We start from the raw sequence: 20050 nt of genomic DNA, 5'->3' as shown, positions 1-20050 counted from the left end.
ACTCAGGCCTGGAACGCCCCCAACCCTTGCCGCCCCAGCACAGCATTGAACGAGCGGACCCGCTCGGCCAGCGCTGCCGGCAAAGCGACCAGCCGCTGGCCAATTTTGGGCTGCGACGGCGCCGGTACTGCGCGGTGATCCTCGAAATAGAAATCCAGCGCGGTTACCAGCGCATCCTCGGCCATGCAGATGGCTTCGGCTTCAGTATCGCCCTGGCTAATCGCCTCGGGAATATCAGGGAACGTGATCACGTACCCGCCCGAGGGATCGGGTGAAAAAACGGCGGGATATTGCATGGCAACCTCCTTTGTTGAGAGTCAACGCGGCTTCAAACCAGCCGCAGTTTTTTCTTGACCGGGTCGACCAGCGCCTGCTTGAGTTCTTTTGACGGATGGCGCGGCAGTATCGTTTGTTCGCCATTGGCGTAGAGCTTCAAGTGTTTCGCGCCTTGCTTGACCTGGACGCCGTGCTGCATGAGCCAGTGCAGGAATTCACTTTGCTTCATGGTCTCGCCTGAATATAGTCGGTTTTTCGAGTCCGCTCAAGCAAGCAGAGCGGCACCTTTTGGCGTGGGCTTCCAGCCGACTACTGCAAATCCCTTTTCAACTCCTGGATCTGGCTGACCATGTGGCTGACCGCGCCGCGGATCTGGGCCGACAGCTGCGGCAGGTTGGTGCACACGCGGCGGGCGCGTTCGGCAGAGGTGGTCATGTCGGCGAGCAATTTGCGGATGCGGGCCGGGTCACCTGTTTGCAGGATGTCGCGCGCGGTGTCGCCCAGGCGGTCCACGCGCTGGATGCTGTCGCGCAGTTCGCTGGGGAGTTGAGGTTCGGCCGAACTGGCCTCGGCGGCCTGGCCGATCGCTTGTTCGAGCAGATGGAAACGGCGTTGGATATTGTCGCTGCGGTCGTTGTTGCGCTCATTGTTGGGCTGCATGGTGTCACTCCCGAAAGAAGAGGGAACGAACAGCGCTCCCATCTTGATTCGACACCGGCTGCGGCCGACAGATTCCGTATTATTTATTGACGTGGATCAGAGCGCTTCTGCGCCATCTCATCTCTCGGCGACGCCCAGCGGCGCCAGGCTGCGCAGGCGCAGCGCCACCAGCAAGCCCAGGCCCAGCGAGGCGCCCAGCACCATCACCACGCCCGGCCAGCCGCTGCGCTCCCACATCACACCGGTGGCCGAACCCACCACGCTCGAGCCGAGATAATAGAAGAACAGGTACAACGCCGAAGCGAGCGCCTTGTTGGACAGTGCGCGCCGCCCCACCCAGCTGCTGGCCACCGAGTGCGTGGCGAAAAAGCCGTAGGTAAACAGCGCCACGCCGGCAATGATCAGCGGCAGCCAGTTCGACAGCGTGAGCAGCAACCCGGTCAGCATCAGCGCCATCACCACCCACAACACGTGGCGACGGCCGAACCGGTCGGCCAGCTTGCCGGCCCACACCGAGCTGTAAATGCCCAGCAGATACAGGAACGACACCATGCCCACCAGGCTCTGGCTCAGGCCGAACGGCGCACCGAGCAGGCGGTAAGCAATGTAGTTGTACAGGCTGACAAATGCGCCCATCAGCAGGAAGGCCAGCGCAAACATCCACGGCAGGCCGGCGTCGCTCAGGTGCAGCTTGAAGCCGGCCGGCAAGGTACGCCAGCCGCCGTTCGAGGGCGTGAAGTGGCGCGACGCCGGCAGGCTGCGCCAGAACTCCCACGCCGCCAGGATGCCGGCCACGCCGACGATACCGATCGCCAGCCGCCACGAAAAATGGTCGCTCAATACCGACGTGATCACCCGGCCCGCCATGCCGCCAAAGGCGCTGCCGCTGATGTACAAACCCATCGACAGGCCCAGCGACGTCGGCTCGATTTCCTCGCCAAGATAGGCCATGGCAATCGCCGGCATGCCGCCGAGGGCCACGCCCAGCAAGGCGCGCATGGCCAGCAGCTGGTGGTAGTTGTGGGCGAATGCGCACAGCACCGTCATCATGGCGGCGATCGCCATGGCAGCCACCATCAACGGTTTGCGGCCGAGCCGCTCGGAGATCGCGCTCGAGATCACCAGCGACACGGCCAGGGCGGCGGTCGAGATCGACAATGCGAGACTGCTTTGCGCCGCGCTCAGCGCGAATTCGCGCGAGAGCAAGGGCATCAACGGCTGCACACAGTAGAGCAGCGCAAAGCACGAAAAACCGCCGAAGAACATGGCGCGGTTGCTGCGCTTGAAGTCGGCGGTGCCAGCGGCGATGCGCGGCGCCGGCTTGGGCTGCGAAGGCAATGGCGACGTGATGGTGGCAGTGGCTGCGGTAGACATGGCAAGCAATCTGAAGCGAAGGCGTTAAGCCATCTTAGGATTGCACGATACGACTGTCCAATATATATTTAAGTCGTTAGTCATACTTTAAAAAGATAACAGCCATGGAATTGCGCCATCTCCGCTACTTCGTTGCCGTCGCCGAAGAGCTCAGTTTTACCCGCGCCGCCGAGCGCCTGCACATCGGCCAGCCGCCGCTCAGTCACCAGATCCAGATGCTGGAAGCCGAAGTGGGCGCGCAACTGCTCGAACGCAGCAAGCGCTGGGTGCGGCTGACGGAAGCGGGCAAGCTGTTTCTCGACGATGCCCGGCGCGTGCTGGCGTTGTCGGAGCAGGCGAAGCAGACGGCGCGCCGGGCCGAACGCGGTGAGGCCGGCGAACTGCGCGTCGGCTTTACCTTTTCCACGCCGTTGACGCCGTTGTTCGCCACCGTGATCAACCGCTACCGCCAGCGCTATCCTGGCGTAACGTTGACCCTGCACGAGCAGTCCACCTTCGAGCAGCTCGACGCGATTGTCGACCGCCGGCTCGACCTGGGCCTGGTGCGGCCACCCGAGCAGGCGCTGCCCGATGGCGTGGAGTTGACCGTGCTGCGGCGCGATCCGCTGGTACTGGTGTTGCCGATCGAACACCCGCTGGCGCACAAGCAGGCGATTGCGATCAGCGACCTCAAGGGGTTACCGCTGGTGATGTTCCCGAAGACGGCCGGCACCGGCATCCACCCGCAGATTTTCCGCTTATGCAAGGAGGCGGGGTTTGTGCCGAACATCGCGGTGGAGGCGGCGGAAGGCTCGACCATCATCGGCCTGGTGGCGGCCGGCAGCGGCATTTCGGTGTTACCGAGTTCGTTCGAGATTATCCGCCTGGGCGGCGTGTGTTACCGGCCACTGGCCGATCCCGAGGCCAATACGGCGCTGCTGCTGGCGCGGCGCACGGACGAGATTTCGCCGCTGGTGGCGGGGTTTGTGGCGGTGGCCGAGGAAGTGGCTGTCGAGACTGCGGGCTGAGGGGCCGAATTGGATTCCCGGCTGCGCGGCGGTCCGCCGATGCGGAATCACGATTATTGTTAGACGTAACTCCGTCATTCCCGCGCAGGCGGGAATCCAATTGCTTTACGAATAATCGGCATCGAGCTCCGAGCCCGCATAATTCTCCAGCTCCGCAAACAAGGTCTTCATCGCGGTACGGCCACGAATATGCTGCAGCACCGTGCACGTCTCGCGGTAACTGGCGATGCGGTCGAGCAGCACCGGGTGGTGTTGCACCGGCACGGCTGCCACCAGCGCAGCCCAGCCTTCTTCGAAGTCGGGCTTGTTCTTGCGCACCGATTTGACGAAGCGCTCGAACTCCTTCTGGCCGGTCCGCGCGATCACCCTGCCCCCGCCTTCCACCGCGAAAATGATCGCCAGCGCAATTACGCCCTCGGCATTCAAGTCGGTATCGGCCACCGGGCCTTCGCTGTGGTGGCGGCGCAGCCAGTTGGCCAGGCGCACGATGGCCTGCACTTCCTTGCGCTGCTTGAGCATTACCACGTAGCGGTCGCTGCCGTTCCAGTTCTGGTTCGGGTCGGTCTGGCACAGGTCGACGAACAGGTCGCGCAGCCGACGCGCCGCGTACACCGGGTCGGTATCGTATTCGCCGACCAGGGAATCCTCCGGCAAGGCCGACAGCTCCTTGATCAGGCGAAAACCGATCTGGAACGCGTGCTCGGCGCCCTCCTCGATCAACAGATCGAGGGCGTCGAGATCGGGATCGTCGCTGCCCTCGTCCGCCTCGGGCAACGCATGGTCAAGCCCCAGCGACACCGCGCCCACCGTCAGCTGCAAGGCCTTCTGGATGCCGTCGGCGGTGCGGTCGTTGGTGAACTTTTCGGCCACCATGGCGGTAATGCCGGTCAGTTCGTCGGCCAGCGTGTAGGCGGCGTCAGGGTCGAGGTCGAGATCGGACTCGGTGGCCAGTTTCTGGATCGCGCGCGTTAAGCGCGGCAGGTTTTCTTTGACGATTGCTGGCAGCATGGGTCAGCGTTCCATCACGAGAAAATGCCGCTGCCGACACTGCGGCGCGACGTCTTGACCACGCGCGTGGACGGCACTTGCTTGCGCAGGCGGTACAGCAGTTCCTTGGTCGAGCGTTGCAGGAAGTTCTGCTCTTCGTCCGGGTCGTCGTTGAACTCGGCGTCGGCCAGGTCGGCGCTGTGGCGGAACTCCGGGAACAGCTCGAACAAGGCGCGGTCCCAGCCGTCTTCCGACGCCTGCGCCAGCGCGATCGCCAGCGGTACCACGTCGTTGTCGGACGAGGTCTGGCCGGTCAGGTACGGGCCCTTGGCGATGATCTCGCCAGCGACTTCGAGGATTTCCTTGGGCGCCATCGAGAACAGGATCGCGAACATGGTGGCGCCATGGTCGGGCGCCGATGCGGCCGCCAGCAGTTCGTTGCGGCGCTCTTCGTCGTCGGTGGCAAACACCACGCCGTGGACGTGGGCGAACAGCGACTCGGCGATGCGCTCGGGATCGTCCTCGATCTGGTCGTCGGGCCAGGTGGCGGCGATAAAGGCCAGGCTGTCGGCCCAGGCCTTGGGCGGCACCAGCAACGTGGCCAGCGACATCTTGCCGCCGTCGAAACCGGCCATGTGCAAGGCAGTCACTTGCGGCGGGATGCTGGACAGCACTTCCACCACGGCCAGGTCGCCGTACTGGTCGGCGGCGTCGGCAAAGGCCTGCTCGGCATGGCCCAGCGAGCCGGCCAGCACCAGTTCGGTCACTTGCTTGCTCAGCGCGGGCAGATTGCGGGTTTGGTCGGACATATTAATCTCCATCCTTGTCGAACATTTGCGCAAAATCGTCGGTCGCGTTGTCTTCGTCTTCGATATCGTCGCCATCGTCGTTGGCCGACAGTTGCTCGAGCGACTGGTCGTCGTCGTCCCACTTGCGCGGATTTTTAAACAGGAAGGCGGTGATGATGGCCTGGCGCGCCAGGTCGGGCATATTTTCCTGCAAGGCAGCGTACATGCGGCCAGCCGCCTCGCCCTTGCACGACGCCATGGCGAACACGCGCGTGGCGTCGCCGAACTCGTAATCGCCCGCTTCGGCCAGCAGGCCTTTCGGGTCCGAGAACTCGAGCGCATCGACCAGCGCAAAAGCCAGCATGTTGACATCCTCGATGCCGCCGCCAGTGGCGTACTCGTCCACCAGGGCATCGATCATGCGCTGGTAGTTCTTGCGGTCGGGCGGGTCGCCCAGGATGCCGTCGATCTGGCCTTCGAGCTCACGCGACTGGTAGGCGAACTCCGGGTGTACTTTTCTCATGTTCTTGCTTTCGTTATGATGTGATGCGGTCAGGCGGCTGGCAACGTCGTGCCATGCAGGCTGAACAGGGAGCGCCACAGCTGGTAAGCCTCGGCCTCGGCATCGATGATGATGCGGTGATTCACGCTCTGGTTGTATTCTTCACGCTTGACCGGGTCCGACAGGATTTCATAGGCCTTGGTGATGGCCTTGAAGCGCGCCTCGGCGCCGGGCGCCTGGTTACGGTCCGGGTGAAAACGCATCGCCAGCGAACGATAAATCTTCTTGATCTCGTCCTCGGTGGCGTTCGGCGCGATTCCCAGCGTGTTGTAGTGATTTTCCATTTGGGAAACTCCGAAACAATGTGATGAACCAAAGGCGAATTATACCTGTCGCGCCCTGCCCGCTCCCGGCTTGCTCATGGCTGCACTCGCGACCGGTCGCCGCAATGCAGCATTTCCCCTCGGCGCGCCCGGGGGATACGGTAAAATGGCCTTTACACGAACTTCTTCAAGTCAATCTTCCAGATGAGCAACGATAAAAAAAGCCCGACGCCAGAACCGACCTCGAACTTCCTGCGTGCGATCATCGACCACGACCAGGCAGCCGGCACCTATGCGCGCGACGACCTGCCCACCGTGATCACCCGCTTTCCGCCGGAACCCAATGGCTACCTGCACGTGGGCCACGCCAAGTCGATTTGCCTCAATTTCGGCCTGGCGCGCGACTATCAGGGCCGCTGCCACCTGCGCTTCGACGACACCAACCCGGCCAAGGAAGAGCAGGAGTACGTCGACACCATCATCGACAGCGTGAAATGGCTGGGCTTCAATTACGATTACCCCAAGGCCGACGGCACCGTGGAACACCACCTGCACTACGCCTCGGACTACTTCGACCAGCTGTACGCGATGGCCGAGTACCTGATCGAGCAGGGTTATGCTTACGTGGACAGCCAGTCGGCAGACGATATGGCGGCCAATCGCGGCAATTTCAATACGCCCGGCAAGGATTCGCCGTTCCGCAACCGCCCGGTGGCCGAATCGCTGCAAATCTTCCGCGACATGAAAGCCGGCAAGTACGCTGACGGCGAGCACATCCTGCGCGCCAAGGTCAGCGAAGACGCCATGTCATCGCCGAACATGAACCTGCGCGACCCGGCGCTGTACCGCATCCGCCACGCCCACCACGTGCGCACCGGCGACGCCTGGTGCATCTACCCGATGTACGACTACACCCACCCGATTTCGGACGCGCTGGAAAACATCACCCATTCGCTGTGCACGCTGGAGTTCCAGGACCACCGGCCGTTCTACGACTGGGTGCTGGCTACCCTCTCGAAAGGCGGTTTCTTCAAGCTGCCGGTGCCGCACCAGTACGAATTCTCGCGCCTCAACCTCACTTACGTGGTGATGAGCAAGCGCAAGCTGCGGCAACTGGTCGAAGACGGCATTGTCAATGGCTGGGACGACCCACGCATGCCCACCATCGTCGGCCTGCGCCGCCGTGGTTACACGCCCGAAGCGATCCAGCTGTTCTGCGAACGCATCGGCGTGACCAAGGCCGACAGCTGGATCGACATGAGCACGCTCGAAGGCTGCCTGCGCGAAGACCTCGATCCGAAGGCGCCGCGCGCCACTGCCGTGCTGCGTCCGCTCAAGCTGATCATCGACAACTACCCTGAAGGCCTGAGCGAAGAATGCACGTCGCCGGTCCACCCGCACCACCCGGAAATGGGCATGCGCACCTTCCCGATCACGCGCGAGTTGTGGATCGAGGAAGAAGACTTCATGGAAGTGCCGAGCAAGGGCTATTTCCGCTACTCGCCGCCGAGCGACGACAAGCCGGGCAGCCGGGTACGCCTGCGCCACGGCTATGTGACCGAGTGCACCGGTTTTGACAAGGACGAGAACGGCAAAGTGGTGGCGGTGCACGTCAACTATTTCCCGGACTCCAAGTCGGGCACGCCCGGCTCTGACAACTACAAGGTCAAGGGCAATATTCACTGGGTATCAAGCGCCACCGCCCTGCCAGCCGAAGTGCGTTTGTTCGAGCGCCTGTTCAACGACCCGCACCCGGATGCCGGCGGCAAGGACTTCACGCAATTGCTGAACCCGAACGCGCTGGAAACGATTACCGCCTACCTGGAGCCGGGCATGAGCGCGGCCTTGCCGGACCAGCGCTACCAGTTCGAACGTCACGGTTATTTTGTTGCCGATCGCGTCGACTCGCAGCCAGGCAAGCCGGTGTTCAACCGCATCGTCACGCTCAAGGACAGTTTCGTCGCCAAGTAAATAGCGCTTGCTGCCAGGGGCCCGCGCCTCCTGCGGGGAGCGCCGGCCTTTTTTTTACTTGACTTGCATAACAGATATTTTCTATAGTCAACACTCGGTGAAAAATTAGCTATATTCTGCGGACCTGCGAGACCTCTGAAAGGCAGTGGCAATGGCGGGATTTCTCGCGCAACGGCAATGGTTTTCCCCATCGAAACCGGTGTGGTGGGCAGGCATCCTGCTCTCGCTGGCTGTGGGTGCATTGTGCTACGTGGCCGCCGACCACGCGGTCGAATACGACGGCAAAGCTCGCTTCATGCACCAAGCGCGCAATGCCCAGTACCACATCAGCGCGCATATCGATTCGTATACCAACGTGTTGCGCGCCACCGCCAGTTTTTTTGACGCCAGCGACAACATCACCCCCGCCGATTTCCACCGTTTCGTGAGCGGGCTGCAATTACCGCAGCACTACCCTGCCCTTGACGGCATCAACTATTGCCCCTACCTCACCGATGCCGGTCGCGACACCTTCGAGCAGGCCGCCCGCCACAGCGGCGACGGCAGGGCCGACGGCTATCCCGCTTTCGAGATCCGTCCGCGCGACCGTCGGCCCGATTATTCGGTGATTACGATGATCGAGCCAATCGCCAGGTTCCGCGACCGGGTCGGCCTGAATATCGCCGCCCGCCCGGCCGTGGCCGAGTCGCTGGCGCGTGCGCGCGATACCGGCGAAGTGAGCACGTCGGGCCAGTTGATTGAAATGAATAGCCTGGGCCAGGGCGGCGGCGGCATGGCGCTGCGGCTGGCCCTGTACCGGCACGGCGCGCCGCGCGAGACGGTCGAGCAGCGCCGCGCCAATTTCATTGGCTCGGTGGGCATCGGCTTCAGCGTGCCACGGCTGGTGCAACTGGCCATGGAGCAGATGCAGGTGCGCGATGTGCGGCTGCGCCTGTACGACGGCGGCAGCGCCAGCGCGCCAATGGCGCGCAACACGCTGCTGTTCGACAGCCAGCCGCTGGGCAAGAATGAGCGGCCCTCGCAACTGTACTCGGTGGTGCTGCCGCTCGACTTCCATGGCCGCCAATGGCACACCCTGTTCAGTGCGCCCAAGCGGGCCTGGTCCAGTCGCTTCGACCTGTTTTTGCCCTGGCTGGCCATGGCCACCGGCTTCATCGGCACGCTGATGTTTTACCTGCTGTTCCACACGCTGTCGTCGTCGCGCCTGCGCGCCATTGCGATGGCCAAGGAAATGACCAGCGAATTGCGCGACAGCCAGGCCAGGCTGCAGCAATCGCACCACAAGCTGCGCCGCCTGGCAGCCCACGCCGACCAGATCAAGGAGCAGGAACGCAAGCGCATCGCGCGGGAAATCCACGACGACCTCGGGCAAAACTTGCTGGTGCTGCGCATCGAGGCCGACCTGCTGGCCACCCGCACCCGCCACCGCCATCCGCGCCTGCACGCGCGCGCGGTGGCCACGCTGCACCAGATCGACAGCACCATCAAGAGCGTACGCCACATCATCAACGACTTGCGGCCCACCGTGCTGGACCTGGGACTGAACCCGGCAGTCGAATGGCAGATCGCCCAGTTCCGCACCCGTTCGGGCATGGTGTGCGAGTTCATCGAGCACCAGCAGGATATCCGCGTCGATGACCGCTGCGCCACCGCCATCTTCCGCATTTTGCAGGAATCGCTCAGCAATATCGCCCAGCATGCGCGTGCCAGCCTGGTGCGGGTAGAGCTGGCCGAAGTGGACGATATGCTGACCATGACCATCACCGACAATGGCGTTGGCCTGCGCGCCAACAGCCGCAACAAGGTCGGGTCGTTCGGCCTGGTCGGCATCGAGGAGCGAATCACCTTGCTGGGCGGCACCTGCGCCATCCAAGGCGGCCCCAACGGTGGCACCATGGTCTCCATCTCGGTTCCGCTCGGACATGGCGCGCCGGTCATGGACCCCGCCATGGAAAAATCTCACGCCGCTAGGAACTTCCTTACGAATATTGATGAAAATCAATGAGTATTACTTAGGCAAGAGCAAACTCGACGTGTTGTCCATTTTCCTCAACCTGAGCAAAGGAACGTCATGAATGCCATCGCCGCGCTGGACCTGGAACCGATCAAAGTCAAACTCATGCACAAGGAGTCCGGCGAAGGCTGGACCCTCGAACGCGCCAATGCAGTCGAGCTCGAATACCGCCGCTTCCTGACCCTGATGAAGAAATTCCCGGACGAGCAAACCTCGCCGCTGGTCGATGTCGATACCTTCTGGCACTACCACATTCTCGATACGATGAAGTATGCGGCCGACTGCCAGGCAGTGTTCGGCTATTTCCTGCACCACTTCCCCTACATCGGCATGCGCGGCGAGGAAGATGCCGCCACCCTGGTGCGCATCGGCAATCGCATGAAAGAATTGTATGAAGCGGAATTCGGCGTCGCCTACGGCAGTGCCGCCGCCGCAGCTGGCGCGGCGTATTGCGGCAGCGCGACCGTCCAGGCGAACCAGAACGCCTACTGCGGCTCGGCCACGGCGGCGTACTGCGGCTCGGCAACTGCGGCGTACTGCGGCAGCGCCACGCTCAAGGCCGGGGCCTACGCGTATTGCGGCTCCACGACGGCAGCTTATTGCGGCAGTGCAATCTCGCCACAGGTTTCGCCGCTGTACACGGAACGGCCACGCCTGAGCTGACATCTGCCAAATAAAGTGGCATACTCGGGCTTCAACCGATGTTGGGAGCCCATCATGGCCGTCAATTCTGTCGCCAGTAGCAACGTTAACATCCAGACCACGCCACCACCGCGCCAGGCGGAACCGGTAGCGCGCCAGCCCGAACCAGCGGCCCAGCCGCCGCAGCAACAGCAGCAACCGCCACCGCAGCCCATGGTCAACACCAGCGGCCAGCGCTTAGGCAGCATGATCAACACCACTGCATAAATGCTTCTTTAGTCAGCAAAACGGCGCGTCCCCGCAAGGGTGACGCGCCGTTTTACTGGAAGGCGTTCAACTTAGTTCGCCATCATTTCACGCAGTTCGCGGATGCTGAAATCGCTGATTTCGTGCATGCGGATCAGGATGGTTGCGCCAATCGGCAGCGTGTTGTGGCGGATCTTGCTGATCACCGGCGGCGCCACTTCCAGCGCGCGTGACAGGGCTGCATCATTTTTCAGTTGCAGTTTTTCAATGATCGCATCGAGGACGCGGTTCGGGTTGTAGGTCGGGGAGGAGGTGATTTCTTTAATGGACATGATATTTAGCAGGTTCGGGGTCGCCGTTGGAATAAAGCGACACATTGACTAATAAAATTATCGGTGCAGTTAGAGAAATCATGCGCTCATGATAGCCACCGATCTCGCTACGTACACATCTTTGTTATACGACGAATAAGTGAAAAAACACTATCCGTGACAATGTGTGAGATTCTAACCCGATTTCTTGTGCTAGAACAAAAAAGAATTGTAAAAAAAGGTATAGAAGCCGGTAATGTTAACCTGCGGCTCCTGTAATTGCAAAAATGCAACGCGACTTTACAAAAATTTACAACGAGGCCAGCATATCCGCCACCGTCGGGTGGCGCAGCCGCACGCCCAGCTCGTGCTTGATGCGGCCATTGTCGAGCCGACGCGATTCGGACATGAACGACAGCAGCGCCGGCGTCACCACTTCCTGCAACTGCGCGCGCGGCAGCCGTGGCGGCCGTGCCAGCCCCAGCGCATCGGCCACGGCGTCGAAGTAGTCGGCCATTTTCATGTTGCTGTCATCCACCGCATGGTAGAGGCGATTCGGCTTGCCGTGGCGCAGCGCGCGGACAATGATGGCGGCCAGGTCGTCAGCATGGATGTGGTTGGTAAATACATCGTGTGCGGGGATCAGGGCCGGGGTGCCCTGCTCCAGGCGTTTGCGTGGCAGCCGCTCGGCGCCGTAAATGCCGGGCACGCGCAAGATCGCCAGCGTGGAGTCGCTGCGCACCGCCCAGCGCCGCAATACCTGCTCGGCATCGACGCGGCGCGTGGCGCGGGGATTGCGCGGCGCCACCGGCCGGGTTTCGTCGAACAGGGCGCCGCCGCAATCGCCATACACGCCGGTAGTGCTCACATAAACGACTCGGGCGTGCTCGGGTAAAATGGCGGTCAGATTGCGCGTGCGCCGGTCCAGCGGCCCTTCGCCCTGCGGCGGCGCCAGGTGCACGATGGTCGGCGCCAGGCCAGCGAGGCGGCGCAGGCTGGCCGGCTGGTCGAGGTCGGCCACGATGGGCACGGCGCCCAGCGCCCGCAATTCGGCGCAGCGCTCGGGACTGCTGGTGGTGGCAAATACGCGATAGTGGCCGCGCAACAGCGGCAGCAGGCGTTTGCCGACGTCGCCGCAGCCCACGATGAGCAGGCGCGGCAGGTTGAGTTTCGAGCGAATAGGGTAATGAGGGTTTTTCATCTGAAGGATTGTATGACGTTTCAAATTACTGTACAGCCTAGCGGCCACCAATTCCCGTGCGACGAGGATGAAACCATCCTCGCAGCCGCCATCCGCGCCGGCGTGGGACTGCCCTACGGTTGCAAAAACGGCGCTTGCAGCTCGTGCAAGGGCAAGGTCATCGAAGGCGCCGTCACCCACAAGGCGCACCAGGAACGGGCCCTGAGCCTGGACGAGGAAGCGGCCGGCTTCGCGCTGTTCTGTTGCGCCACCACCGCCGCCGACCTGGTGATCGAGGCGCGCGAAGTGGCCGGCAGCGCCGAATACCCGATCCGCAAGATGCCGTCGCGCGTCTCCTCGCTCGAAAAAGTCGCGCCGGACGTCATCGTGATGACCTTGCAACTGCCAGCGAACGAGACGCTCAAGTTCCGCGCCGGCCAGTACGTCGAATTCCTGCTGCGCGACGGCAAACGCCGCAGCTACAGCATCGCCACCGCACCGGGGCAGGACCTGCCGCTCACGCTGCACATCCGCCACCTGCCCGGCGGCCTGTTTACCGACCAGGTATTTACCACCATGAAGGAGCGCGACATCCTGCGCTTCGAAGGCCCGATGGGCACCTTCTTCGTGCGCGACGACAGCGACAAGCCGATGGTGCTGCTGGCCTCCGGCACCGGCTTTGCACCGATCAAGGCCATCGTCGAACACCTGCGCGCCGAGAATTCTTCCCGGCCGATGACCCTGTACTGGGGCGGACGCCGCCCGCAAGACCTGTACATGGACGCGCTGTGCCGCCAGTGGGAAGCGATCCTGCCCAACTTCACCTACGTGCCGGTAGTCTCGAACGCCCTGCCCGAAGACAACTGGTCCGGGCGTACCGGCTTCGTGCACCAGGCCGTGGTCAACGACCTGCCCGACCTGTCGGGTCACCAGGTGTATGCCTGCGGCGCTCCGTTGATGGTCGAGGCGGCGCTGCGCGACTTCGTGGCCCGGTGCGGCCTGCCGGAGCAGGAGTTCTACGCCGACGCCTTCACCACCGAAGCCGATCTGCACCAACCGGGTTTGATCAAATAATCGTCATCGCATCGACCAGCAGGGCCGGGGATGCAGAGTCCCGGGGCTCTGCTCCCTGAAAGCCTTCATGTCCGCCAGTCCCACAGTCTCCAACGGTTTCAGCGTCCTGCGTCACCGCAACTTCACCTTTTACCTGTTTGCCCGCACCCTCGGCACCCTGGCCGTGCAAATGCAGAACGTCGCCATCGGCTGGCAAGTCTATTCGATGACCGGCAACCTGTTCGACCTGGGCCTGATCGGCCTGGCGCAGTTTGCGCCGTTCCTGCTCTTGATCCTGATCGCCGGCCACGCGGCCGACCGCTACAACCGCCGCAACCTGATCGCCGGCGCGCTGGCCGCGCAACTGCTGTGCGGCCTGTCGCTGCTGGCCTTTACCTACGCGGGCCTGACGCAAGTGTGGCCGGTGTTCGCGGTGCTGGTGCTGTTCGGCAGCGCGCGCGCCTTCATGGGGCCGGCCACGCAGGCCATCCTGGTCAACCTGGTGCCGCCCGAGAGCTTCGGCAAGGCGGTGGCGCTCAGTTCTTCCAGCATGCACGTGGCCGTGATCATGGGCCCTACCCTGGGTGGCCTGTTCTACCTGGCAGGTCCGAAAACGGTTTATATGGTTTCGTCGAGCATGCTGGTGGTCTCGGTGATCCTGATGTGCCTGGTCAAGTCGGTCAAGCAGCCGAGCAACCGTGAACCGGCCACCTGGCACACGGTGCTCGAAGGCCTGCGCTTCGTGCGTTCGCGCCCGGTGGTGCTGGGCGCGATTTCGCTCGACCTGTTCGCGGTGCTGTTCGGCGGCGCCACCGCGCTGCTGCCGGCGCTGGCGCACGACGTGCTGCACGTGGGGCCGCAGGGCCTGGGCATGCTGCGCTCCGCGCCCGGCATCGGCGCCGCGCTGTGTTCGATCGGGCTGGCCTTCTTCCCGATCACGCGCCGGGTGGGGGCCTGGATGTTCGGCGGCGTGGCGATCTTCGGCCTGGGCACGCTGGTGCTGGGCGCCACCTCAACCTTCATCGTCGCGCTGGTCGCGCTGTTCCTGATGGGCATGGGCGACATGGTCAGCGTGTACGTGCGCCACCTGCTGGTGCAGTACGAAACCCCGGACCACATCCGTGGCCGCGTGAGCGCGGTCAACTCGGTGTTCATCGGCGCCTCCAACGAACTCGGTGAATTCGAATCGGGCGTGACCGCCGGCTGGATGGGTCTTACGCGCGCAGTGCTGTTCGGCGGCGCCGCCACGCTGGTGGTGACCGGCCTGTGGGCTTGCCTGTTCCCGGTGCTCGCGCGCATGGACCGCTTCCCGCACGACCAGAAGAAGGTGACCCCGTGAGCTGGCGCCCGACCATACCGCGCATCATCCACAGCCGTCCGCACCTGAGCCTGTCGGTGGCGGTCGGCGCGCTGGTATGGCCGTTCCTGCCCGAGGGCTGGCACTGGCTCACGCGCCTGCTCACGGCGTGGGACGTGACGGTGTGGCTGTACCTGCTGACGATGGGGTCGATGATGGTGCGCGCCGACCACCACGACATCCGCCGCGCCGCCTGCCGCCAGGACGAAAAAGGCCCGGTGATCCTGGCCACGCTGTCGGTGGCGATCATGATTTCGCTCGCGGCCATCGTGCTGCAACTGGCGTCGCTGAAAGACCATCCCGCCGACCTGCCGCTGCAATACGCGTTCGTGGTGCTGACCGTGATCGGCTCGTGGCTGATGGTGGGCGTGATGTTCTGCTCGCACTATGCCCACCTGTACTACACCAGCAAGGACAGCGAGCCGCTGCTGGGCTTCCCGGATCGCAACCTGCAACCGCACTACTGGGACTTTTTGTATTTCTCGTTCACGATCTCGGTGGCGGTGCAGACCTCGGACGTGACCGTGCGCAGCCGGCGCATGCGCAAGGTGGTGCTGGGCCAGTCGGTGCTGTGCTTCTTCTACAACCTGGCCATCCTTGGGCTGTCGATCAACATTGCAGCCTCATTGATCAACTGACTTATCAACTGATGAGTATGGTTGTTATCGAAGGTGGGGTATTTAACGCGAACCTAAGGATAAAAGGAGTAATATGATTTCGCAGACAAACAAAAAGACAGGAGCAATCGTATGCAAATCAATGTTAATTCCGATAAGACCGTCGCCGTTCATGCAGGCCTTCATGACCATGTACGCACCGTCGTCAGCGATTCACTCCACCGTTTCGGCGAACAGATCACCAGCGTCGAAGTACACCTCAGCGACAACCTGGGCCAGAAGTCGGCCGACGGCGACAACCGCTGCCTGATGGAAGCCCGCATTACCGGCTACAAGCCGATTGCCGTCAGCGACCATAGCGCTACCCTGCACCAGGCCATCGGCGGCGCTTCTGCCAAGCTCAAGCGCGCGATCGACAGCGCCCTGGGCCGTCTGCAAGACAAGGACAAGCACCACTCCGCCAAGGATGCCGTGCCGATCGAAGACGACGTCGAAGAAGACGTCAAGTAACCCTCGCTTTACCCAGCGCAGGCAGCGGCCCGGCATCACTCCCGGGCCAGTTGCCGCAAGTACTTCAGCCCCGCCAGCGCGCGACTGCCATACCACGACAACATTTCCCCATCGACCAGCAGTACCGGCTTGCCGATCTGCTGCTCGAGCGCATGCACATGCGCCTCGGTGAACCGGTACGGTTCGCTCGACAACAACACGCCATCGATACCATTGACCAGCTCTGGCGCCCAGCGGAACTGCGGATAGCGCACGTCGCCCAGGCTTGGTACCTGCCAGCCGATTTCGGCCAGCATGCGGGCGATATAGGTGTCGGGCGAAATCGTCATCCACGGGTCTTGCCAGATCACGTACAACATTGTTTGCGGCGGGCCTTTCGGGCTGGCCTGCAGCGCCGCGTATTCGGCTTCGAACTCGGCGCACCAGTGTGCGGCTGCCTCATCGCGGCCGAACACGCCGCCGAGCAATCGCGCCAGCGCCAGGTTGTCTTGCGGCCCGAGCGGATGGGTGACGATGATATTGGGAACGAACTCGGCCAGCAGGTCGGCCGTTTCTTCCTCGTTCTCGTCGATATTGACCACCAGGTGGGTGGGCGCGAGCGCGCGGATCTTCTCGATATTGACGTCCTTGGTGCCACCGACCTTGGGGATATTGCGCACCAGTTCGGCTGGATGGATGCAAAAGCCGGTGCGGCCGACCAGTTGCGGCGCCAGGCCGAGGTCGCACAGCAGCTCGGTAATCGAGGGCACCAGCGAGACGATGCGGGCGTCGGGGTCGGCCTGGTGCTGCGTGCCGATAGCGTCGGTAAAGGTGAGTGTCATGCCCGACAGACTACATCATGCAACCGAGCGCTGTGTAAAATTTACACCAGTTTCATTACCCGGCGTGACCGCGTATAGGCGTTTGGGCTATTATGAGAAATGCCTGCCAGCACTCATCGCTGCGCCATTGAAAGAACCACCTTGAAACAGATCAGCACCTTCGGCAGCGCCGGCTACCAGCCCGGCGATTTGCAGCTCCTGCGCGACGCCAACGACGACGCCGCCGTCGCCAGGCTGCTGGCCAACTGCCCCGTCATGCGCCTGGAAGCCGGCAAGGCGGTAGTCGAATCGAACCAGGCCCAGTTGTACATCGTGCTGCGCGGCGTGCTGGCCGTGGAAACCGACAGCAACACCGGCATGGCAGATGGCAACGGCAGCGTCAGCAAGGTGCTGCCGGGCGAAAGCGTGGGCGAGCAATCGGTGCTGGACGAAGAAGCCAACCTGTCGCGCATCACTGCGCTCGAAGACAGCGACATACTGGTGATCGAAGCGGACCTGGTGTGGAAACTGATCGACCAGTCCAACGTGGTGGCGCGCAACCTGTTGCGGCTGCTGTCGTTCCGCATCCGCGCCGCCAATGCCCAGTTGCGCACGCGCCAGAAACTCGGCGAGTTCTACCGCCGGCTGTCGATGAACGACGGCCTGACCGGGCTATACAACCGCGCCTGGCTGAACGACCTGCTGCCCAGGCTGGCCGCGACTGCGCACAGCTCGGGTGCGCCGCTGGCACTGATCATGATCGACCTCGACCACTTCAAACGCTTCAACGACACGCACGGCCACCTGGCCGGCGACCAGGCGCTGCGCACCGCCGCGCAAGTGCTGAGCGGCGCGCTGCGGCCGTCCGACTTCGCGGTGCGCTATGGCGGCGAAGAAATGATGGTGCTGCTGCCGGACACCAACGGCAAGCTGGCGGTAGCCGTGGCCGAACGGCTGTGCGAACGCATGCAGCAGGCGGTGGTGTTTGCCGATATGCGCCAGCCGCTGCCACACGTCACCGCCTCGTTCGGCGTGGCCACGCTGCAACCGCAGCAAAGCGAGCAAGACCTGATCGCCAGGGCCGACGCCGCGCTCTACCGCGCCAAGGAACTGGGCCGCAACCGCGTGGTCCAGGAAGACCTTACGGGCTAGACGGCTGGTGGATCGATGGTGAAGCGGCCGGCGCCATCGTCCGGCGCCTTGGGCGTGATGGTGACGGCAGCGCTGGCGTTGCCGGTAGCGCTGGCGCTGGCAGCATTTTCTGCCGGCGGCGGCGCCTTTTGCGCGGCGATGAAATCGGCAAAGCCCTGCTGGATCAGGTCATAGGTCTTGTCGATGTTCGTGGACAGGTCGCCATCGAGCACCTTGAAGCCGTCGAGAATGCTGCGCGCTTCCTTGAACCCCTGCTCCACGCCCTTCTTGATGGTCTCCATGAAGTTGTTGAGCGAGGTCTCGTCGTCCTGGCCCGGGTTTTGCCGCTTGTACGCTTCGTAAAACCCGGTGGACAGCGATACAATGCGGTTCGCGGTGGCTTCCGGGCTATTGTCCTGCGCGGATGCATTCTGGATTGCATCCTTGCCGAAATCGGCCTCGAGCGCCTCGTTGATGCCGGTGAGCGCGGTCTTGAAGATTACCGACATCGGATCGTTGCCCGATTTGAGCGACACCGTGAGCGACGCTTCCACGATCGATGCATTAAGCTGCGCCTTGGCCTTGGCCGTCGGCGACATGTCCGCCGCTTTGTCGGTGGCGGCCGCCGTGGTGGCTTGATTGGCCTTGAGCGGGCCGCTGCTGCCGATGCTGCTGGTGGTAGTTGAAGGGATGGAGACTGGAGTAGCCATGGTAGTGCTCCTTTTTCAATGCCTGAGTACCGATTATCGGCAGTTTTACAAATAACTGTAGCCCCCCTGAATACGCCCCTTGCCCTTGCCCCTTATGACCACACAGACTTTCCTCTGGCACGACTATGAAACCTTCGGCGCCATGGCGCGCCGTGATCGCCCGGCGCAATTTGCCGCGATCCGCACCGATGCCGAGCTCAACGAGATTGGCGATCCGGTCATGCTGTATTGTCAGCCGGCCAATGATTTCTTGCCTGATCCACAATCGTGCCTGATCACCGGCATCACGCCGCAGCAGTGCCTGGAATGGGGCGTGCCCGAACACCAGTTTGCCCGCACCATCGAGCAGGCGTTTTCCGAGCCCGGCACCATCGGCGTCGGCTACAACACCATCCGCTTCGATGACGAGATCACCCGCTTCATGTTCTGGCGTAACCTGATCGATCCGTATGCGCGCGAGTGGCAAAACGGCTGCGGCCGCTGGGATTTGCTCGACGTGGTGCGCATGACCTACGCGCTGCGCCCGGAAGGCATCGAATGGCCGTTGAAGGAAGACGGCAAGCCCAGCTTTAAACTCGAGCACCTGGCCAAAGCCAACGGCTTGCTGCACGAGGCCGCGCACGATGCGCTGTCCGATGTGCGCGCCACCATCGCGCTGGCGCGCCTGATCCGCCAGCACCAGCCCAAGCTGTTCGATTTCTGCCTGGCGCTGCACAAGAAGGACCGCGTGGCCGACGAGATCGGCATGCACCTGGCGCCGCACCTGCGGTCGCCGTTCCTGCACGTGTCGGGCATGTTCCCGGCCGAGCGCGGCTGCCTGGCGCTGGTGTGGCCGCTGGCCACGCACCCGACCAACAAGAACGAAGTGATCGTCTGGGATTGCACCTACGATCCGACCGAACTGTTCTCGCTCGACGCCGACACCATCCGCACCCGCATCTTCAGCCGCACCGACGCCCTGCCCGAAGGCACCACGCGGCTGCCGGTCAAAAGCATCCACCTGAACAAGTCGCCGATGCTGGTGTCTAACCTGAAGACGCTGTCGCCAGCCATGGCGGCACGCTGGGGAATCGATCTCGACCAGAGCAAGGCCAACGCCGCGCTGGCCGCCGCCGGCCGCAACCTCGACGCCGAATGGGCGCAGGTATTCCACCGCCCACTGGGCGAGCCGCTCGACGTGGACGAGGATTTGTACAACGGCTTCATCAGCAAGGACGACCGCCGCACGCTCGACAGCCTGCGCAAGGAAAGCCCGGCGCGGCTGGCCGTGGCGTCACCGTCGTTCGGCGACGCGCGCCTGGCCGAACTGGTGTTCCGCTACCGCGCCCGCAACTATCCCGAAACCTTGTCGGAAGCTGAAATGGAACAATGGGAGCAGCACCGCGCCGGACGCTTCTACGAAGGCACCAGCGGCGCGCGGACCATCGACCAGTTCTTCGGCGAGATCGATCAGCTGCAGCAGGATGCCGACGAGCGGGCCGAGCAGATCCTGGCGGATTTGTACGAGTACGCGGAAATGGTGGCGCCGGCGCATTGAGTTGCGATGGCGACCGGGGAAATCGACCTCGACCACCGGCAGTAAAACCATCAT

23 protein-coding genes are annotated in these 20050 nt (G+C 63.0%); 11 read left to right on the top strand and 12 right to left on the bottom strand.

Annotated elements, in window-relative coordinates:
* Nucleotides 1-2: 2 nt before the first annotated feature.
* The 4 genes from J2X54_RS16260 to J2X54_RS16245 all read right to left on the bottom strand — a co-directional run bounded on the left by J2X54_RS16260 (nt 3) and on the right by J2X54_RS16245 (nt 2310).
* Entirely contained in the window at nt 3-296 is a 294-nt protein-coding gene (locus J2X54_RS16260; RefSeq protein WP_310182049.1) for a type II toxin-antitoxin system HicB family antitoxin, read from the bottom strand.
* Between the two features lie 32 nt (nt 297-328).
* Nucleotides 329-505, bottom strand: a complete 177-nt coding sequence (locus tag J2X54_RS16255) for an mRNA interferase (protein ID WP_310182048.1) — start codon at nt 503-505, stop codon at nt 329-331.
* An 80-nt stretch (nt 506-585) separates the two neighbouring features.
* The gene (locus J2X54_RS16250) at nt 586-936 is read right to left on the bottom strand and encodes a hypothetical protein (protein WP_070250470.1); all 351 of its coding nucleotides are present in this window, start codon (nt 934-936) and stop codon (nt 586-588) included.
* 117 nt (nt 937-1053) lie between these two features.
* Nucleotides 1054-2310 (bottom strand): MFS transporter, encoded by a 1257-nt coding sequence (locus J2X54_RS16245; RefSeq protein ID WP_310182047.1) that lies wholly within the window; start codon nt 2308-2310, stop codon nt 1054-1056.
* A gap of 104 nt (nt 2311-2414) precedes the next feature.
* Between J2X54_RS16245 and J2X54_RS16240 the strand changes: the two genes are divergently transcribed.
* Nucleotides 2415-3317 carry a LysR substrate-binding domain-containing protein gene (locus tag J2X54_RS16240; RefSeq protein WP_310182046.1) on the top strand — a complete coding sequence of 301 codons (903 nt, stop codon included), beginning with the start codon at nt 2415-2417 and terminating at the stop codon, nt 3315-3317.
* A 105-nt stretch (nt 3318-3422) separates the two neighbouring features.
* Here the strand turns inward: J2X54_RS16240 and J2X54_RS16235 are convergent, their stop codons facing one another.
* Genes J2X54_RS16235 through J2X54_RS16220 form a run of 4 tightly spaced genes read right to left on the bottom strand, consistent with a single transcriptional unit; the run spans nt 3423 to nt 5938 of the window.
* Nucleotides 3423-4325, bottom strand: a complete 903-nt coding sequence (locus tag J2X54_RS16235; protein ID WP_070250460.1) for a hypothetical protein — start codon at nt 4323-4325, stop codon at nt 3423-3425.
* A 14-nt stretch (nt 4326-4339) separates the two neighbouring features.
* Nucleotides 4340-5113 carry a hypothetical protein gene (locus J2X54_RS16230; RefSeq protein WP_310182045.1) on the bottom strand — a complete coding sequence of 258 codons (774 nt, stop codon included), beginning with the start codon at nt 5111-5113 and terminating at the stop codon, nt 4340-4342.
* A gap of 1 nt (nt 5114) precedes the next feature.
* On the bottom strand, nt 5115-5615 hold the full coding sequence (locus J2X54_RS16225; RefSeq protein WP_070250456.1) for a hypothetical protein: 501 nt from the start codon (nt 5613-5615) through the stop codon (nt 5115-5117).
* Nucleotides 5616-5644: 29 nt separating this feature from the next.
* The gene (locus J2X54_RS16220; RefSeq protein ID WP_056137364.1) at nt 5645-5938 is read right to left on the bottom strand and encodes a DnaJ domain-containing protein; all 294 of its coding nucleotides are present in this window, start codon (nt 5936-5938) and stop codon (nt 5645-5647) included.
* A 183-nt stretch (nt 5939-6121) separates the two neighbouring features.
* On the opposite strand from J2X54_RS16220, the gene J2X54_RS16215 reads away from it, so the two are divergent.
* The 4 genes from J2X54_RS16215 to J2X54_RS16200 all read left to right on the top strand — a co-directional run bounded on the left by J2X54_RS16215 (nt 6122) and on the right by J2X54_RS16200 (nt 10811).
* Entirely contained in the window at nt 6122-7888 is a 1767-nt protein-coding gene (locus tag J2X54_RS16215) for a glutamine--tRNA ligase/YqeY domain fusion protein (protein WP_310182044.1), read from the top strand.
* Nucleotides 7889-8039: 151 nt separating this feature from the next.
* Complete coding sequence (locus tag J2X54_RS16210) at nt 8040-9893, top strand: CHASE domain-containing protein (protein ID WP_310182042.1); 1854 nt, start codon at nt 8040-8042, stop codon at nt 9891-9893.
* Between the two features lie 66 nt (nt 9894-9959).
* Complete coding sequence (locus J2X54_RS16205; RefSeq protein WP_310182040.1) at nt 9960-10565, top strand: glycine-rich domain-containing protein-like; 606 nt, start codon at nt 9960-9962, stop codon at nt 10563-10565.
* Nucleotides 10566-10619: 54 nt separating this feature from the next.
* Nucleotides 10620-10811, top strand: coding sequence for a hypothetical protein (locus J2X54_RS16200; protein ID WP_070250448.1), 192 nt, complete (start codon nt 10620-10622; stop codon nt 10809-10811).
* A 71-nt stretch (nt 10812-10882) separates the two neighbouring features.
* Here J2X54_RS16200 and J2X54_RS16195 read toward each other — a convergent pair whose 3' ends face one another.
* Both J2X54_RS16195 and J2X54_RS16190 read right to left on the bottom strand, forming a co-directional pair.
* On the bottom strand, nt 10883-11122 hold the full coding sequence (locus J2X54_RS16195; protein WP_019921686.1) for a hypothetical protein: 240 nt from the start codon (nt 11120-11122) through the stop codon (nt 10883-10885).
* Between the two features lie 289 nt (nt 11123-11411).
* Entirely contained in the window at nt 11412-12302 is an 891-nt protein-coding gene (locus tag J2X54_RS16190; protein ID WP_310182037.1) for an SDR family oxidoreductase, read from the bottom strand.
* 12 nt (nt 12303-12314) lie between these two features.
* On the opposite strand from J2X54_RS16190, the gene J2X54_RS16185 reads away from it, so the two are divergent.
* The 4 genes from J2X54_RS16185 (at nt 12315) to J2X54_RS16170 (ending at nt 15818) form a co-directional block, all read left to right on the top strand.
* The gene (locus J2X54_RS16185) at nt 12315-13355 is read left to right on the top strand and encodes a CDP-6-deoxy-delta-3,4-glucoseen reductase (protein ID WP_310182035.1); all 1041 of its coding nucleotides are present in this window, start codon (nt 12315-12317) and stop codon (nt 13353-13355) included.
* 67 nt (nt 13356-13422) lie between these two features.
* Nucleotides 13423-14673 (top strand): MFS transporter, encoded by a 1251-nt coding sequence (locus tag J2X54_RS16180; protein WP_310182033.1) that lies wholly within the window; start codon nt 13423-13425, stop codon nt 14671-14673.
* Nucleotides 14670-15329 (top strand): DUF1345 domain-containing protein, encoded by a 660-nt coding sequence (locus J2X54_RS16175; RefSeq protein WP_070250439.1) that lies wholly within the window; start codon nt 14670-14672, stop codon nt 15327-15329. Before J2X54_RS16180 ends, J2X54_RS16175 begins: the two co-directional genes overlap by 4 nt.
* 111 nt (nt 15330-15440) lie before the next feature.
* Nucleotides 15441-15818, top strand: a complete 378-nt coding sequence (locus J2X54_RS16170) for an HPF/RaiA family ribosome-associated protein (RefSeq protein ID WP_310182032.1) — start codon at nt 15441-15443, stop codon at nt 15816-15818.
* Between the two features lie 35 nt (nt 15819-15853).
* Here the strand turns inward: J2X54_RS16170 and J2X54_RS16165 are convergent, their stop codons facing one another.
* Nucleotides 15854-16639 (bottom strand): helical backbone metal receptor, encoded by a 786-nt coding sequence (locus J2X54_RS16165; RefSeq protein ID WP_310182031.1) that lies wholly within the window; start codon nt 16637-16639, stop codon nt 15854-15856.
* Nucleotides 16640-16780: 141 nt separating this feature from the next.
* Here J2X54_RS16165 and J2X54_RS16160 point away from each other — a divergent pair, with 141 nt between their 5' ends.
* Nucleotides 16781-17770, top strand: a complete 990-nt coding sequence (locus tag J2X54_RS16160) for a GGDEF domain-containing protein (protein ID WP_070250436.1) — start codon at nt 16781-16783, stop codon at nt 17768-17770.
* Here J2X54_RS16160 and J2X54_RS16155 read toward each other — a convergent pair.
* Complete coding sequence (locus J2X54_RS16155) at nt 17767-18459, bottom strand: DUF5610 domain-containing protein (protein ID WP_310182030.1); 693 nt, start codon at nt 18457-18459, stop codon at nt 17767-17769. The genes J2X54_RS16160 and J2X54_RS16155 overlap by 4 nt on opposite strands.
* A gap of 94 nt (nt 18460-18553) precedes the next feature.
* Here J2X54_RS16155 and sbcB point away from each other — a divergent pair, with 94 nt between their 5' ends.
* Nucleotides 18554-19996: an exodeoxyribonuclease I gene (gene sbcB, locus J2X54_RS16150; protein ID WP_310182029.1), complete on the top strand. Its 1443-nt coding sequence runs from the start codon at nt 18554-18556 to the stop codon at nt 19994-19996.
* The last annotated feature ends 54 nt before the right edge of the window (nt 19997-20050 follow it).

Source organism: Duganella sp. 3397, assembly GCF_031456625.1.
GTDB classification, from domain to species: domain Bacteria; phylum Pseudomonadota; class Gammaproteobacteria; order Burkholderiales; family Burkholderiaceae_D; genus Rugamonas; species Rugamonas phyllosphaerae.
This window is presented reverse-complemented; position numbering and strand designations above follow the sequence as displayed.

Excerpts from the sequence above, each read along its gene's own strand:
- J2X54_RS16260 (WP_310182049.1), bottom strand. The coding sequence starts at position 296 with ATGCAATATCCCGCCGTTTTTTCACCCGATCCCTCGGGCGGGTACGTG.
- J2X54_RS16255 (WP_310182048.1), bottom strand. The coding sequence starts at position 505 with ATGAAGCAAAGTGAATTCCTGCACTGGCTCATGCAGCACGGCGTCCAG.
- J2X54_RS16250 (WP_070250470.1), bottom strand. The coding sequence starts at position 936 with ATGCAGCCCAACAATGAGCGCAACAACGACCGCAGCGACAATATCCAA.
- J2X54_RS16245 (WP_310182047.1), bottom strand. The coding sequence starts at position 2,310 with ATGTCTACCGCAGCCACTGCCACCATCACGTCGCCATTGCCTTCGCAG.
- J2X54_RS16240 (WP_310182046.1), top strand. The coding sequence starts at position 2,415 with ATGGAATTGCGCCATCTCCGCTACTTCGTTGCCGTCGCCGAAGAGCTC.
- J2X54_RS16235 (WP_070250460.1), bottom strand. The coding sequence starts at position 4,325 with ATGCTGCCAGCAATCGTCAAAGAAAACCTGCCGCGCTTAACGCGCGCG.
- J2X54_RS16230 (WP_310182045.1), bottom strand. The coding sequence starts at position 5,113 with ATGTCCGACCAAACCCGCAATCTGCCCGCGCTGAGCAAGCAAGTGACC.
- J2X54_RS16225 (WP_070250456.1), bottom strand. The coding sequence starts at position 5,615 with ATGAGAAAAGTACACCCGGAGTTCGCCTACCAGTCGCGTGAGCTCGAA.
- J2X54_RS16220 (WP_056137364.1), bottom strand. The coding sequence starts at position 5,938 with ATGGAAAATCACTACAACACGCTGGGAATCGCGCCGAACGCCACCGAG.
- J2X54_RS16215 (WP_310182044.1), top strand. The coding sequence starts at position 6,122 with ATGAGCAACGATAAAAAAAGCCCGACGCCAGAACCGACCTCGAACTTC.
- J2X54_RS16210 (WP_310182042.1), top strand. The coding sequence starts at position 8,040 with ATGGCGGGATTTCTCGCGCAACGGCAATGGTTTTCCCCATCGAAACCG.
- J2X54_RS16205 (WP_310182040.1), top strand. The coding sequence starts at position 9,960 with ATGAATGCCATCGCCGCGCTGGACCTGGAACCGATCAAAGTCAAACTC.
- J2X54_RS16200 (WP_070250448.1), top strand. The coding sequence starts at position 10,620 with ATGGCCGTCAATTCTGTCGCCAGTAGCAACGTTAACATCCAGACCACG.
- J2X54_RS16195 (WP_019921686.1), bottom strand. The coding sequence starts at position 11,122 with ATGTCCATTAAAGAAATCACCTCCTCCCCGACCTACAACCCGAACCGC.
- J2X54_RS16190 (WP_310182037.1), bottom strand. The coding sequence starts at position 12,302 with ATGAAAAACCCTCATTACCCTATTCGCTCGAAACTCAACCTGCCGCGC.
- J2X54_RS16185 (WP_310182035.1), top strand. The coding sequence starts at position 12,315 with ATGACGTTTCAAATTACTGTACAGCCTAGCGGCCACCAATTCCCGTGC.
- J2X54_RS16180 (WP_310182033.1), top strand. The coding sequence starts at position 13,423 with ATGTCCGCCAGTCCCACAGTCTCCAACGGTTTCAGCGTCCTGCGTCAC.
- J2X54_RS16170 (WP_310182032.1), top strand. The coding sequence starts at position 15,441 with ATGCAAATCAATGTTAATTCCGATAAGACCGTCGCCGTTCATGCAGGC.
- J2X54_RS16165 (WP_310182031.1), bottom strand. The coding sequence starts at position 16,639 with ATGACACTCACCTTTACCGACGCTATCGGCACGCAGCACCAGGCCGAC.
- J2X54_RS16155 (WP_310182030.1), bottom strand. The coding sequence starts at position 18,459 with ATGGCTACTCCAGTCTCCATCCCTTCAACTACCACCAGCAGCATCGGC.
- sbcB (WP_310182029.1), top strand. The coding sequence starts at position 18,554 with ATGACCACACAGACTTTCCTCTGGCACGACTATGAAACCTTCGGCGCC.